Genomic DNA, 14,288 nt, shown 5'->3' on the forward strand with positions numbered 1-14,288 from the left:
ACCTTGTTGAAGAGGCGCTCGATGTCCTCGGGATACAGCCGGATGCATCCGTGGCTGACTTCCATGCCGACGCCCCACGGCACGTTGGTGCCATGCAGGGCGTACTGGGGCAGAGTCAGTTCGATGCGGTAATGGCCGAGCGGATTGTCGGGATCGTCACCGTAAACAACATGCTCGGCTTCGCCGTCACGCTCGAGATGTTCCTCGTAGATGTCCTCGGGCACCACCCAGGTCGGATTGCGGGTCTTGCCGCGGACCGTAAAATCTCCGATCGGCGTTTTCCAATCGAAACGCCCAAGGCCGACCGGGAACGAGTACACCACCGACGGCCTGACTCCGCCCGGGTGCTTTTTGGAAGCCGCGAACTTTGCCGGAGTCGCTTTGTCTTTGCGATGGAGCGGTCCGGTCGGCGACGGAAAATAATAGTACAGCCGCATCTCGGGGATATTCAGCACGATCCCTACGTGCGGCGTATCGGGCAGGATGTGCTCGTCGGGCAGAAGGATGACCCTGCCGGCCGGCGGCGCCCACCAGTCAACTCCGCCATTGGCGTTCGAAATTTCCTTAGCCGTCACGCCGAACCATCGCCCGACGTCGAGCAGCGTGTCGCCCTTGCGGATTTCGTAGGTAACGAGATTGCCGATGATATCGTCCTTGCCGTGAGGAAGCGGGTAGGCATAGAGCGGGCGACGCTCGAATTCGTCTTCGGTCCACGCGCCATTGGCAGCCGGGATCGCGACCAACGCGACCAGCAACAGGGCGGGGAAGATTCGAATCGCGATATCAATCAAGCGCTTCATGAACTTCCCGGTAGCGTGACGAAAATCGGCGCGAACGATTCGGAGAACGGCGTATTCGGATACGGGCGTGGTCGCATTCAGTAGAATGATAGCGGCCCGATCAGTCCCCGAGCAACCGCAGGTTTGCGAACTTCAGCACCAGCAGCTTGATCCCGCCGCGCTCGAAATTAACCCACGCCTTGGCGCCGTCGCCGCGCCCCTCGCGCCGGCGAACGATTCCGCGGCCGAAGGTCGGATGAATCACGCGCGCGCCGATCGAAAGGCCATCGCCGCCGGGCCCCGGCTCGTCGTCGGGCAACTGGCTGTCGGCGAAATCGACGTAGGGCTCGCGCGGCGACAGCGGGCGAATGGGTGGAGTCTCGCGAGCGGGCGCGATGCGGCGAATCAGGGCGGAATCGACCTCGCGCAAGAATCGCGACTGACGCGACTCCTGGCGCACGCCGTAGATTTCGCGCGAGAGCGTGTTGGTCAGATAGAGCAATTGCTGCGCACGCGTCATGCCGACGTAGCACAGTCGGCGCTCCTCCTCGACTTCCTCGTCGATGTCGGCGGCGCGGCTATGCGGAAACAGGCCTTCCTCCATCCCGGCCATAAACACGATTGGGTATTCGAGGCCCTTGGAGGTGTGCAGCGTCATCAGCGCCGCGCGTCCGCCGCTGGAATCGATCTGCTCGGTGTCGCTGACCAGTGCGATGCGTTCGAGGAACTCGGACAAACCGCCGCCGGATTTTTCGGCGTCGAAGGCGCTGGCCGCGGAAAGCATCTCGGCGAGATTTTGTTTGCGTGCCGGCGCGTCGTCGAGTGTGTCGAGGTACGCCTCGAAACCGCTGTGCGCCACTACTTCCTCGACAATCCCGCGGACACTTAAATCGGGCGCGCGCGCGCCGAGATCGTGCATCCACGAATAGAGCATCCCGGCCTGCTTGGCGATTCTAAGCGCGACCTTGGAGCAGGTCTCGAGCCGGCCCATCGCCTCGAAGGCCGGGATACGCTCGCGCGCGGCCAGCTCGGCAATCGCCTCGAAGGATTTCGCGCCAATTCCGCGCGGCGGCGTGCCGACCATTCGTTCGAGGCTGACGGCGTCGGCTGGATTGGCGATCACGCGCAGGTAGGCGAGCAGATCCTTGACGTCGCGCTGCTCGTAAAAACGCACGCCGCCGACGATGTAGTACGGGATTCGCCGGCGCACGAGAGCCTCTTCGATCGCGCGCGACTGAGCGTTGACGCGGTAGAAAACCACGACGTCGGCGGCTCTGAATCCGCCCGCGCCGGTCAGCCGCGCAATCTCGAGCGCGATAAAGTCGGCCTCATCGCGCTCGTCGCGCCCGGTGAAGTAGGTGACCGGCTCGCCGGCGCCGTTTTCGGTCCACAGGTTTTTGACCTTGCGCTCGGTGTTGTTGCGGATGACGGCGCCCGCCGCGGCAAGGATGGTTTTCGTCGAGCGGTAGTTTTGCTCGAGCTTGAAAATCCGCGCGGCCGGGTAGTCGCGCTCGAAATCGAGGATGTTGCGAATGTCGGCGCCGCGCCAGCGGTAGATGGATTGATCCTCGTCGCCGACCACGCACAGATTTCCCGATCGCGCGGCGAACGCCCTGACGATCAAATACTGGACGCGATTGGTGTCCTGGTACTCGTCGACCAGCAGATGCGCCGCGCGCCGCTGCCATCGCTCGAGGGTTTCAGGAAAGCGCTCGAACAACAGCCAGGCTTGCAACTGCAAATCGCTGAAGTCCATCGCGTTCATCGCGCGCATCCGCTCCTGGTAGAGGCGGTAAATCTGCGCGATCGAGGCCTCGCGCCCCGGCTTGGCGCGCGCAAGCATCTCGTCGGGCGTGACCGCCTCGTTCTTGGCCTGCTCGATTCGCGCCCGTGCAAGTTCCAGCGGTGGCGAATCGGCCAGCGCGGCATCGCCGAGCACCTGGCGAATCGTGGCCAGCGAATCGCCTTCGTCGAGGATCGAAAAATTGCGGTCGTAGCCGAGCGCATGGCCTTCCTGGCGCAGGATTCGCGCGCACGCGGAATGAAAGGTGCTGACCCACGGGATGCGCGCGTCGTTGTCTCCGCCAACCAGCGATGCGACGCGCTGGCGCATCTCATTGGCCGCCTTGTTGGTGAATGTGACCGCCAGGACTTCGGCCGGCGACGCCTTGCGCTCGGCCAGGATGTGGGCGATACGGTAGGTCAGCACGCGGGTCTTGCCTGAGCCTGCGCCGGCGAGGATGAGTATCGGGCCGTCGGGCGCAAGCACAGCGGCGCGCTGTTCAGGATTCAAATCGTCGAGCTTCACGGTGACCGTCGCAGTTTCAAAACTTCCGGGCGGAGCCCATCAGGATAGCGGCTCCAGCGCGCGCGGCAAAGCGAGCGGGCGCCGACGCGGGTGAATTTGTGCCGACTTACGAACCACACGACAAATTTTACCGCAAGGCGCGTGCGCTGGGATTGCCGTCGCGGGCGGCGTTCAAGATTGAAGAAATAATTGCGCGCAACCGGCTGCTCGGGACGGGTGCGCGAATCGTCGATTTGGGATGCGCGCCGGGCGGATGGCTGGCGATCCTCGTGGCGGCGGCGGGCGCGAGCGGACGCGTGGTCGGAGTCGATCTGGCGCAGGTGAAGAATCCGCCGGCCGGTGCAATCGCGATCGCCGGTGACATCCTGGATCCAACTGTCGCCGCGCGGGTGAATAGCGAGCTTGGCGGACGGGCCGATCTGGTGACCAGCGACCTTGCGCCGAAACTGACCGGGATTGTCGCGCGCGACGAGGCACGCTCGCGGGAGCTGATAGATTGCGCGTTGGGCTTCGCGATAACGGTGCTGAAACCAGGCGGCGCGATGGTAGTGAAGCTCTTCATGGGCGCGCAATTCAAGGACATCGTCGCTTCATTCAAGCGGCATTTCGGAAATGTCGAAGTGACGCGCACCAAAGCCAGCCGCCCGGGATCGTCGGAATTGTACATCGTGGCCCGTGAGTTCCGGGGTTGAGAGAAGCGAGACGGAGCCGCGATGCGCTTGGCATCTGGCGCCTGACGCGCGTAAGGTTTGACCATGAAGGCTGTAGGCGCAACGCGTCTGGGCCTGCTGCTTATCGCGGCCATCGTGGCGGCCTGTTCATGCGGCCGTTCGCCATCCAACCCGTTCACCGCCGCCGGACTTTCGCCCGACGACGTCCGAGTCCAGGTCGCGCGCGTCGGCTTTGACGACGAGACGGGCTCGCATTACGTGCTGCTGCTCGACGAGACCGAGTCGCGCCAATTGCCAATCATGGTCGGCGAGAGCGAGGCGCAGGCAATTATGCTCGCGCTGCACGGGATCAAGCCCCCGCGGCCGTTCACGCATGATTTGATCCGGTCCATCATCGGGCAGACCGGAAATCGCGTCGATCGAATCGTGATCGCGGATATGCGCGATGAGATCTATTACGCGACGATTTACATGGATGGCGGCCGCTACTCGATCGACAGCCGGCCCAGCGACGCGATCGCGCTGGCGATGGGCATGAACGCGCCGATCTACGTGAACAACAAACTTTTTGAGTCCGCGCCCAGGCTGGGCCTCGGCGCCGGCGGAAAAGTTCCCGACACCGCGCACGCATTGGGACTGACCGTGGAGCAACTGACTCCCGATCTGGCGAGCGCGTTCGGCCAGCCCGGCGGGCGCGGGGTGCTGGTGTCGGGGGTCTCTTCGTCGGCGGAGAAAGCGGGTGTCGCGCGCGGCGATATCGTGGTCAAGGTGGGAGATCGCGAGGTCAAGGCGCTCGACGATTTCAGCCGGCAAGCCGCGCAGCTCAAGCGCGGCGGCGCGGTGACGTTGACGCTGAATCGCGGCGGCTCGAACCGCACGGTCACGCTTGAAAGCTCGCCCGCCGGATACGCGCCGAAACCTTAGCCCTGGCGCACCAGCACGCTTCCGATAAAGCGCGGATCGATCTCGCGTTCGCCGCCCAGGTTGGCGAACTCTTCTTCGAGCAGGTTCAGGCAGGAATTCAGGAAGTCGGCGGTGCGCCGCCGGGCCGCGTCGTCCAGCCGCTCGGCCAGCGCCTGATGCACCCTGGCGCGAAACTCATCGTTGAGCGTTCCAGGCTGCCCGGTCATGATCGCCGCGCGCATCACAGTCAGCCTGCTGCCTTCGATTGGATCGATCGTGAGGCGGTTGTCCAGCGCCAAACGCGCCAGCCCGGTCAGCACCAGTTGGCTGAGGCGAATCTCCCGCGCCGCCATCTGGGCACGGAAGTTCGGCGACGCGATATCGATCGCGAACATCGCCCGGAACAATTCAGCGGCCGAATCGACTTGATCGAGAATCGCGTAGCTCAGATGCAAGTCGCGCATGCTGCTGAAATCGCGCATCTCGACCGCGCCGCTGCCGTCCAGGCCGCTGTAGAATCGCGGCTGCCGCGCCATAAAGCCGGCCAGCGCCTCGCGGTAGGGCGAGTCGAGGTACGATATCTCGCGCACCTTGACGGTCGAGAGGCCGAGTTTCCTGAGCGTGGCCTCGGCGCTGGTGCGCAGATCGATCGTCAAGCTCACGCCGAGGCGAAAGAGCAGTTTCAGCGGCGTATCGCGCAGATGCTCGATCGCACTTTGCAGGTCGCCGCCCGCCAGATGCTCGAGCGCCAGGTTCAAGTAATGATGCGTCATCTCGACCGCGACGCGCACCGCTTCCAGATCGCCGAAATCCACCGCGCGCGCAACCAGCACCTGGTTGGAGACCATCGCCATCTCGCTGCGGAGCTGGCGTTTGCCTTGCGCCGCGAACCCCGCGGTTAGCGCGGTGTTGAACAGCGAGACATCGCCGTCGGCGATCGCCGGCGCCATCTCGGGCGCGATCACTTCGGTATCGTCGGGCAGATCGGCGCGGCTCGGCGGCTCATATCCCGCGCGAATCTTGAGAAACTGCTCGGGCTTGAGGTACCCGAACACACTCTGCGCCTCGAAGAAGTCGGGAAAGCCGCGGTCGTTCAAGCGCGCGCGCCGGAACTGGTAGGCCTCTTCCTCGAGCTCGGCCTCGACGCCCCAATAGATTTCTTCCATCAGCCCGGCGAAGTAGTTGTAGTCGCGCTCGAACGCTTCTTCGATAAAGTCCGAGATGTGCTGCGAGATTGCGTCGTGGCGGATGAACTCGATCAGATAATTTTCGTCGTACTGCGTGAAGCGATTCGCGATCGCGTCCGGCGAGGACGCCGGGTCGTCGATTCGATGCACTTTGATATAGCCGCGCAGCAAGATCGACATCATCTCGAGGTCCAGCCCCATCAGCGCGTCGGCCAGTTTGCGCCGTCCGCCGTCGGCCATCGCCTCGATCCACTCGCGCATGCGATGCACGTTGGGACGATCGCGGCTCCAGCAATCCAGATCGAACAGCGACTTGACCTGCTCGGGCATCGCGAGGCTGAGCAGGTCGCCGGCGTCGGCGCTGCCGATTTCCTTGAGCGTATAGAAAAGCGTCTCGGGCGAAAACGATTGCACCAGCCGCTCGGCCTCGGGCGCGGAGAGGATCAGGTCGCGCTTCTGGCGCGCGGGAAGGCCGTACAGGAACTCCAACTTTTCCTGGAAGGGAAGGTTGAGAAATTCCGATTCGCCTCTTACCGCCATATCGCTCGCGTCGATGGTTCCATCTCAAGGCAAAGTATCGCGCGCTTCCACGACGGATCAACTAAGCGCGGATCTTTCGCTTGGCCGCGCGGTTAGATATGATCTCGACAACGCATCAGAGCCCTTGCTTGGCCTCTCCCAACTCGAAACATCTTGTCGCACTGACCATCGCGGGCAGCGATCCCGGTGGCGGCGCCGGACTCCAGGCCGACCTCAAAACCTTCGCCGCGCTGGGCGTGTACGGCTACTCGGTCATCACCGAGGTGATCGCGCAGAACAGCTCGCGGATTACCGACGTGGAAAACGTATCGCCCGAGATGGTCGAGGCGCAGCTCGATACTCTCGCACTGGAATGCGCACCGCGCGCGGTCAAGACCGGTGCGCTGGCCAGCGCGGCGATCGTCAAGGCGGTGGCGCGCGCGATCGAACGCCTCAAATTGCCGGCGCCGGTGGTCGATCCGGTGATCGTGTCGAGCAGCGGCGCGCTGCTGATTGGCCCAAAAGGGGAGCGCGCGATTCGAAAACGCCTGATTCCCATCGCGCGCATCGTCACGCCCAATATTCCCGAGGCCGAGGTGCTCGCGCGCATTCGAATCGACTCCGCGGCGGCGATTCGCGAGGCCGCAATCAAGATCATCAAGCTCGGCGCGCGCGCGGTGGTCATCAAGGGCGGGCATCGCAAGGACGACAGGTCCGCGACGGATTTGTTTCACGACGGCCGCCGCTTCATCGAGCTCAAGAGCCCGCGAATCGCAGGCGGCGGGGCGCATGGCACGGGATGCGCGTTCTCGGCGGCGATCGCGGCGTATCTGGCGCGCGGGATGAGCCTCGAGGATGCGGTCCGCGGCGCGAAACGCTACGTCACCGCGGCGCTAAGCCACAGCTTCAAATTGGGAAAAGGGCGCGCGCTCCTCGATCACTTCGCGCGCGGCTGAATACTCATCTCAAGCCGTCCGACCGGGCCTGCGCCGATCCTCTTGAGCGGGCCATCCACCCGGCGATAACCTGTATGATCATGTCGGTGGCAACGAGGGCGAATGTACCCGCGTAAGCGTGCGCTCGAGCGCATCGCGCGCGAAAAAGTGCTCTACCAGCGCCAGCCCGGCGGCGACATCTCGGTCTGCGTCATCTATCCCAACATCTACCGGCTCGGGATGGCCAACCTCGGCTTTCAGGCCGTTTTCCACATCTTCGAATCCGATCCATCCGTGGCCGCCGATCGCGCGTTCATCCCCGACGCCGACGAGCGCGACACGATGCGCAGCGGCGGCGAGCGGCTGGTCTCGTTCGAGCGCGGCCGTCCGCTCTCCGATTTCGACATCCTGGCGTTTTCGATTTCTTTCGAGACTGACTATCTCAATGTCTTGACCGTGCTGCGGATGGCCGGGATTCCGGCGCGTCGCGCCGATCGCGCAGGCCGCAATTTTCCGCTGATCATCGCCGGTGGCTCCGCCGTTTTTCTCAATCCCGAACCGATCGCCGATTTCATCGATCTGTTCCTGATTGGCGAGGGCGAGGAGATGGTCCCGGAGTTTATCGCGCGCTGGGATGCGACGCGCGGCTCGCCCAATCAACTGCGCGAACTCGCAGCCGTGCCGGGCGCCTACCTCCCCGACTTCTACTCACCCGTTTACGACGACGCCGGCCGCCTCGCCGCGGTGAATTACAGCGGCCCCGGAGTTGCGCAGGTGAATCGCCGCCTGATTCGCGACCTCAACCGCTTCACGACCTCGTCGCTGATTCTCACCGAGGAATCCGTCTTCGGCGACATGTTCCTGGTCGAGGCGAGCCGCGGGTGCCAATGGGGATGCCGCTTCTGCGCGGCCGGCTTCATGTATCGGCCGATTCGCTATCGCGCGCCTGAAACGCTAATCGCCGAGGCCGAGCGCGGTCTTGGCGAGCGCAAGGTGATCGGCCTGGTCGGCGCCGAGATGGCGAGCGTTCCCGGCGTCGCCGACATCGCATCGGCCGTCGCCGATCGCGGCGGACGGCTGTCGCCCTCGTCGCTGAAAGCGGATTGCATTTCACCCGCGCTCGCATCGGCGTTGGCGCGCGGCGGAAATCAGAGCGTGACCGTCGCGCCGGAGGCCGGCAGCGAGCGGATGCGCAAGGTCATCAACAAGAACCTGACCGAGGCCGAGATTCTGGGCGCGGCCGACATGATGCTGGGCGAGGGCGTCGGCAACCTGAAATTTTACTTCATGATCGGCTTGCCCGAGGAGCGCGACGAAGACGTGCTCGCGATTGCCGAGCTGGTCGCCAAGGTGCTCGAGCGCGCCCGCGCGCGCCGCACCCGCATCGGCTCCGTGACCGTGTCGCTCAATCCATTTGTGCCCAAGCCGTGGACGCCGTTTCAATGGGATCCGATGCAGGACGCGCGATCGATCAAGGGCAAGGTCGCGATGCTGCGCCAGCGTCTCACGCGGCTGGGACAGGTCGAACTCGATGCGGAGTCGCCGCGCGAGGCGTATTTCCAGACGATGGTCTCGCGAGGCGATCGGCGCGTCGGCGCGATCCTCGAACGGCTGGAAGCCGCGGGATGCGAAGGTTCCGGACCCATCTGGCACGAGTTGTCGAAGATTCATCGCGAAGTCGAGGCGGGCGGCAAAACTTCGTCTTTGCCCGACCCCGATTTCTTCGTCACTCGCCCTTACGCCCACGACGAGCTGCTGCCGTGGGACTTTATCGATCATCACATTCACAAATGGTTTTTGCTCGCGGAACGAAAAAAGGCGCATCATGAGCATCAGAGTCCTCCGTGCGACGTGGTCCGATGCACCGTGTGCGGAGCCTGCTAGAATAAATGCGCGAGTCGAGGAGGGGAGGAAGAGGAAGATGGTTCATCGTGATTTTCGTTCAGCGCGGATAACGGCTCTGTTGGCCGCGGCGGTGGCGATGCTCGCGTGGTCGGCGCCGGGCTTCCCGGCCCCGGCCGGCGAGGAAGACGTTCCCGCAACTTCGATTGTCCCGGCCGGCGGCGGGAGCGCGCCCGCGCCTGTCTATTCTCCGTATTCGGCGGGGACGCCGTCGGCGCCTGCCGGAGCCAGTTTGCTCTACGTTCCCCCGCCGACAGCAAAGCCTGCTTCGCACCACGCGTCCAGTAAAAGTAAGAACAGCGTCCGCGAACCGGAAATCGAACCCGCGCAGGCTCGGCTGAAGGTGCTCCAGAGCGCGCCGGTTTATTCCAAGCCGGCGAAGAGCAGCAAGCATATCGAGATGCTCTCGCCTGACAGGTTTGTGATCGTGACTGGCTCCACTCACTACTATCTGCAGGTGAAGCTCAAGAGCGGACAGACCGGATACATCGATCCGTCGGCGGTCGAACTCGTAAAACCGGCCGACAAGGTCTTTGTGCTCACCCACGACGCCGGTGTGCTCGAAAAGCCGAATCGATGGGGCAAGAAACTCGCCGAGGTTCACCAGGGCCGCAACGTTCACGTCATCGGCCTCTCGCTGAACTACATGAAAATCCGGATGAAGAGCGGGCTCGAAGGCTTTATCCCGACCACCGCGCTCGAATAGCCGCTACGCCATCGGACGCGCGCATCGATCGAGTTGTTTCGCGCTCGACGCTCGCCCTTCGCGTAGCTATAAGTCTCCACTCGGGGAGTCCTGGATGACGGAGCGGGAACGACAGGGTTGGATCATCGTCGCGAGCCTCTTCGTTACGCTGGTGTTCGTTTTCGGCTCGGGCTACAACACCGGCGGCCTGTTCTTTCCGCATCTGCTGAAACATTTCGGATGGAAGCGCGCGCAACTCTCCACCCTCCAGGGCGCTGCGCTGCCGCTGTCCGCAGGGCTTAGCGCTCCGCTGATCGGATGGCTGCTGGATCGGGTCGAGGCGCGAGTCGTGATGGTGGCCGGCGCAATCATGACCGGCGTCTCCTTTCTCATCGCCAGCCGCGTCGATTCATTCGGCCCGCTGTTCGGCGCCTACGTCCTGCTTGGCGTCGGCATCGGCGCATCGACGCTGCTGCCGTGCTCGCTGGTGATCGCCAACTGGTTCGGTGCGCGGCGTGGGCTTGCGATGGGCCTGGCGTTCGCGGGCACCTCGCTCGGCGGTGCTGCGATGACGATGGTTGGGAACTTCGCGATCGTGCGCGGCGGATGGCGTGCCGGCTACGTCACGCTGGCGATTCCGATGTTCGCCGTCGTGGTCCCGTTGATAATCCTCGTCGTCAGGACCCGGCCACCGCAGGCCGATGGCGTCAGCGTCGCGCAGGCCCGCGACGCGTTGCCGGGATTGGAACTGGGCGAAGCGCTGCGCGCGCGCTCGTTCTGGTTGATCTCCGCGACGCAGTTCTTTTTCGCCACGGTCGCGGCGGGCGCGACTTTGCATCTGATCACCTATTTCACCGAACTCGGCTACACGCCGTCATTCGCGGCCGGCATGATGAGCCTGGGGTTCGTGTTCGCGGCCTTCGGCAAGCTCGGGATGGGTCTGTTTGCCGATCGCGTGAGCGCAAGAGTTGCGCTGACGATCAACTTTCTCGCCGCCGGCGTCGGGATGATCCTGATATTCGGTGCGGCGCGAATTGCCGTGCTGATTCCGTTCGAGCTGATTTTCGGGCTGTCGCTTGGCGCGCCGCTGGTGCTGATTCCGATGCTGGTGGCGGAGTCGCTCGGGCTCAAGCGCTTCGGCTCGCTCGGCGGCATCGCGGGTGTCTTCAACACGATCGGCGCGTTCGTCGGCTCGGTGGGCGCGGGAAAGATTTACGATCTGAGCGGCAGCTATGTGCCCGCCTTCGAAGTGTTCGTCGTGCTGTGCGTGCTGGGCGCGGCGGCGGCATTTGCGTGCCGGCCGTTCGAGCCGGCGCAGGCTCGTCAAACCGCGCCCCTCCCCGCCACCGCATAGCCGGGAGACCGGTAATTTACGGCGTCCGTGGAAGGCCGCCATCGGGGATTGGGTCGGGCCGTTTGAAGAGCAGACGGAGCAGGGCGCCTTTGCCCATCGCGCGTTCAATCTCCTGCATCAAAAGATAGAGAAAAACGACCATGCTGATGAGAAGCACGAGGCCCAGGAAGCGGTCGAGGTTGGCACTCGCGATAAAAGCGTCGACGCCTTCGCTAAGGCTGTGTGCCTCGTGAGCCGCCTTAAGGATTCGTTCGCCAATTCCCAACGCGATGACCGCCAACGCGTAGACGAAGGTCTTGCATGCAATCACCACGATGCGCCGATGGGAACCGAAGCTGTGTCCGGATTGCGCCCAGTCAATGAGCAGGATCACTTTGCCGAGGATCAGTGCCGCTACGGCGGCCTCGGTGAACGCGGAGAACTCGATCAGATATTCCGCGACGAAAAGCTTGAACATCACGGCGATCAGCAAGAAAGCGACGAAGAAAAAAAGAACCGTCGGCGCCATCTCGCGGAACAGGCCTACCAGGAATCGCTTGATCGATTGCAGAGTCATCGCGGTACTATTTCAAGAAGCCTGCGCAAAAAACAGGTGACCCTGGTCCAACGACTCCCGATCGCAGCTTGCGGCTGGAGTCAGTTGCGCGCGAGCGCGAGGAGCGAGCGGACTTTGGCGCCGATGTCCGGCGCGTTCACCACGTCGGTGATGATCGCCACGGCGTCTGCGCCGGCCGCAAGAGTTTCCGGCACGCGCGCTTGCGTGATCCCGCCGATCGCGACGATCGGAATCCTTACGGCGGCGCGTATCGCGCGAAGCTTGTCCAGGCCCATCCCGGCGGCGATGTTCTTCAGGCCGCCGGAATACATCGGGCCGAATCCGATGTAGTCCGCGCCGCCATTTTCAGCCGCGCGCGCTTGCTCGACGGTGTGAGTCGAGATTCCAATTATCCGGTTTTCGCCGGCGCCGGCGATCCGCCGCGCCGCTTCGAGCGGGAGATCCTCCTGCCCAAGATGCACTCCGTGCGCGCCGGCGAGCATCGCGATATCGACCCGATCGTTGACGATTAGAATCGCGCCGCGCCTCCGGCACAGCCCGGCAATCGCGCGCGCGGCGGCCAGAAAGTCGCGCCCCGGCGCGTCCTTCAGCCGCAGCTGCATGATTCGCGCGCCGGCGTCGAGGAAAGTCTCGGCCAGCGAGACCGGCTCGTGTCCGCCGGCCGGATCGATCATCGCGTAGAAATGCGAGGGCAGCCGCGTCATGCGGGCGGGAACTTGGTCAGCACGATCTTGTGGTCGGTGATCTTCTTGCGCAGCGTGTTGCGATTGAGCCCCAGCATCCGCGCCGCGCGCACCTGGTTGCCGCCGGCGCGCTTGAGCGCGAGTTCGACGAGCGGGCGCTCGATTTCCGCCACCAGCCGATGGTAGAGGTCGCGCGGCTCCTCGCCGCCGGGCGAATCGAACCATCCCGCGATGCGCGCCGCGATGATATCGCCGAGCGTGGCGCCGTCGGCGGCCGCGCTTGCGCCAATGCCCGCGCCGCCGGGGCGCGTGAGCTCGATATCTTCGGCGCGAATGTTAGTGCCCGGCGCGAGCAGCGCCGCGCGCATCACGGCGTTTTCGAGTTCGCGCACGTTACCCGGCCAATCGGCGGACTCCAGCCTGGCGCGCGCTTCGGGGCTGATGGTGGCGGCGCGCGCGCCCATCTCCTGGACGGCCTTGGTGACGAAATAATCGGTCAGCTCCGCAATATCTTCGCGCCGCTCGCGCAGCGCCGGCATCTGAATCGGAATCACGCGGAGCCGGAAGTACAGGTCCTCGCGGAATTTGCGCGCGGCGACCAGGGTTTCGAGGTTCTGGTTGGTGGCGGCGATTACGCGCGCCTTGAGCTTGAGCGTCTCGGCGCCGCCGACCCGGTTGAACTCGCGCTCCTGGAGCACGCGCAGCAGCTTGGGCTGCAATTCGACCGGCAGGTCGCCGATCTCGTCGAGGAAGATGGTGCCGCTGTCGGCCATCTCGAATTTGCCGGCGCGCCGCTCGGCCGCGCCGGTGAACGATCCGCGTTCGTGACCGAACAGCTCGCTCTCGAGCAGGCCGTGCGGGATGGCGGAGCAGTTGACGGCGACGAACGGCGAGCGCCAGCGCGCGGATTTGAAATGGATCGCGCGCGCCACCAGCTCCTTGCCGGTGCCGCTCTCGCCGCTGAGCAGAACGGTCGCGTCATTGGTGACGACGCGGCCGATCAGCTTGTAAACCTCCTGCATCGCAGGACTGCGGCCGATTATCTCGCCACCGACGAGCTGGCGATTCACTTCGTCTTTCAGGCGGTTGAGATCCGCGGCCTGCGCGCCGACTTCGACCGCGCGCTTCACCGCGGCCGCGACCAGATCGAGATTGAGGAACGGCTTGGTCAGGTAGTCGTGAGCGCCACGCTTCATCGCCTCGACGGCATTGTTCATCGTGCTCGCCGCAGTGATCACGATGATCAGCGTGCGGACGGCTTCGGCGTGCGCCCCCGACAATACGTCGAGTCCGCCGGTGCCCGGCATGATGATGTCGAGCAACGCGACGTCGAATCGATTGGTGCGCAGGGCCGCAAGCGCGGCCGCGCTGTCGGGCGCCTCTTCGACGCGATGGCCGTCGGCTTCGAGGCGATGGCGCAATACGAGGCGAATTGCGGGATCGTCGTCGGCGATCAGAATCGCCGCGCCGGGGCCGGGATCCTTGAGACGTTCGGGGAAGTTTTGGTTCGATGCGCTAGCGCCCATGGTGACGGTATTCACGGGTTAGAATGGTAACAGGAAGTTTGATCTTATCGCCAATGGTGCTGAAGGTCGCCCAAAATCTGTGCATCACGCCGGTGTTACGCGTGGCGGCGGCGCAATCGTGAACGGGTGGATCGGCCGGAAAAGGAAGAAATACACAATTGGTTGTGGTTTTGGGACGGCTGCGCTCTAGGGAACCTCTGCACAAGTCGATCGATATAGGTAGATCGATATAGGTAGAATGAAGTTGATCGATGGATGGGTGCGGAGGTGGAGTGATGAG

The 14,288-nt window shown here is 64.0% G+C and carries 12 protein-coding genes; 6 read left to right on the forward strand and 6 right to left on the reverse strand.

The genetic code is table 11. The features are described from left to right. Nucleotides 1–800: L,D-transpeptidase family protein (locus ABSB13_RS14745; RefSeq protein ID WP_428109906.1), on the reverse strand; the 800-nt coding region annotated here is incomplete at its 3' end. A gap of 100 nt (nucleotides 801–900) precedes the next feature. After that, the gene (locus tag ABSB13_RS14750; protein WP_428109908.1) at nucleotides 901–3,087 is read right to left on the reverse strand and encodes an ATP-dependent helicase; all 2,187 of its coding nucleotides are present in this window, start codon (nucleotides 3,085–3,087) and stop codon (nucleotides 901–903) included. A gap of 98 nt (nucleotides 3,088–3,185) precedes the next feature. Between ABSB13_RS14750 and ABSB13_RS14755 the strand changes: the two genes are divergently transcribed. Continuing rightward, complete coding sequence (locus ABSB13_RS14755; protein ID WP_428109911.1) at nucleotides 3,186–3,779, forward strand: SAM-dependent methyltransferase; 594 nt, start codon at nucleotides 3,186–3,188, stop codon at nucleotides 3,777–3,779. 63 nt (nucleotides 3,780–3,842) lie between these two features. Beyond that, a complete protein-coding gene (locus ABSB13_RS14760) occupies nucleotides 3,843–4,682 on the forward strand; it encodes a bifunctional nuclease family protein (protein ID WP_428109914.1) in 840 nt (279 codons plus the stop codon). Here the strand turns inward: ABSB13_RS14760 and ABSB13_RS14765 are convergent. Then, complete coding sequence (locus ABSB13_RS14765; protein ID WP_428109916.1) at nucleotides 4,679–6,388, reverse strand: DUF6178 family protein; 1,710 nt, start codon at nucleotides 6,386–6,388, stop codon at nucleotides 4,679–4,681. The genes ABSB13_RS14760 and ABSB13_RS14765 overlap by 4 nt on opposite strands. A gap of 128 nt (nucleotides 6,389–6,516) precedes the next feature. Between ABSB13_RS14765 and thiD the strand changes: the two genes are divergently transcribed. The 4 genes from thiD (at nucleotide 6,517) to ABSB13_RS14785 (ending at nucleotide 11,243) form a co-directional block, all read left to right on the forward strand. After that, entirely contained in the window at nucleotides 6,517–7,323 is an 807-nt protein-coding gene (gene thiD, locus ABSB13_RS14770) for a bifunctional hydroxymethylpyrimidine kinase/phosphomethylpyrimidine kinase (protein ID WP_424672787.1), read from the forward strand. A gap of 102 nt (nucleotides 7,324–7,425) precedes the next feature. After that, nucleotides 7,426–9,186 (forward strand): radical SAM protein, encoded by a 1,761-nt coding sequence (locus ABSB13_RS14775; RefSeq protein ID WP_428109919.1) that lies wholly within the window; start codon nucleotides 7,426–7,428, stop codon nucleotides 9,184–9,186. Nucleotides 9,187–9,223: 37 nt separating this feature from the next. Continuing rightward, nucleotides 9,224–9,910 (forward strand): SH3 domain-containing protein, encoded by a 687-nt coding sequence (locus ABSB13_RS14780; protein ID WP_428109922.1) that lies wholly within the window; start codon nucleotides 9,224–9,226, stop codon nucleotides 9,908–9,910. Between the two features lie 94 nt (nucleotides 9,911–10,004). Next, complete coding sequence (locus tag ABSB13_RS14785) at nucleotides 10,005–11,243, forward strand: MFS transporter (RefSeq protein WP_428109925.1); 1,239 nt, start codon at nucleotides 10,005–10,007, stop codon at nucleotides 11,241–11,243. Nucleotides 11,244–11,259: 16 nt separating this feature from the next. Here the strand turns inward: ABSB13_RS14785 and ABSB13_RS14790 are convergent, their stop codons facing one another. From ABSB13_RS14790 to ABSB13_RS14800, 3 genes are all read right to left on the reverse strand, one after another. Continuing rightward, nucleotides 11,260–11,799 (reverse strand): hypothetical protein, encoded by a 540-nt coding sequence (locus tag ABSB13_RS14790; protein WP_428109927.1) that lies wholly within the window; start codon nucleotides 11,797–11,799, stop codon nucleotides 11,260–11,262. Nucleotides 11,800–11,879: 80 nt separating this feature from the next. Continuing rightward, nucleotides 11,880–12,503 carry a thiamine phosphate synthase gene (thiE, locus tag ABSB13_RS14795; RefSeq protein WP_428109930.1) on the reverse strand — a complete coding sequence of 208 codons (624 nt, stop codon included), beginning with the start codon at nucleotides 12,501–12,503 and terminating at the stop codon, nucleotides 11,880–11,882. After that, nucleotides 12,500–14,008, reverse strand: a complete 1,509-nt coding sequence (locus tag ABSB13_RS14800) for a sigma-54-dependent transcriptional regulator (protein WP_428109933.1) — start codon at nucleotides 14,006–14,008, stop codon at nucleotides 12,500–12,502. The genes thiE and ABSB13_RS14800 overlap by 4 nt, the downstream gene beginning before the upstream one ends. Nucleotides 14,009–14,288 lie beyond the last annotated feature (280 nt).

This window comes from Binatus sp. (SeqCode) (genome assembly GCF_050013435.1).
In the GTDB taxonomy this organism is placed as follows: domain Bacteria; phylum Desulfobacterota; class Binatia; order Binatales; family Binataceae; genus Binatus.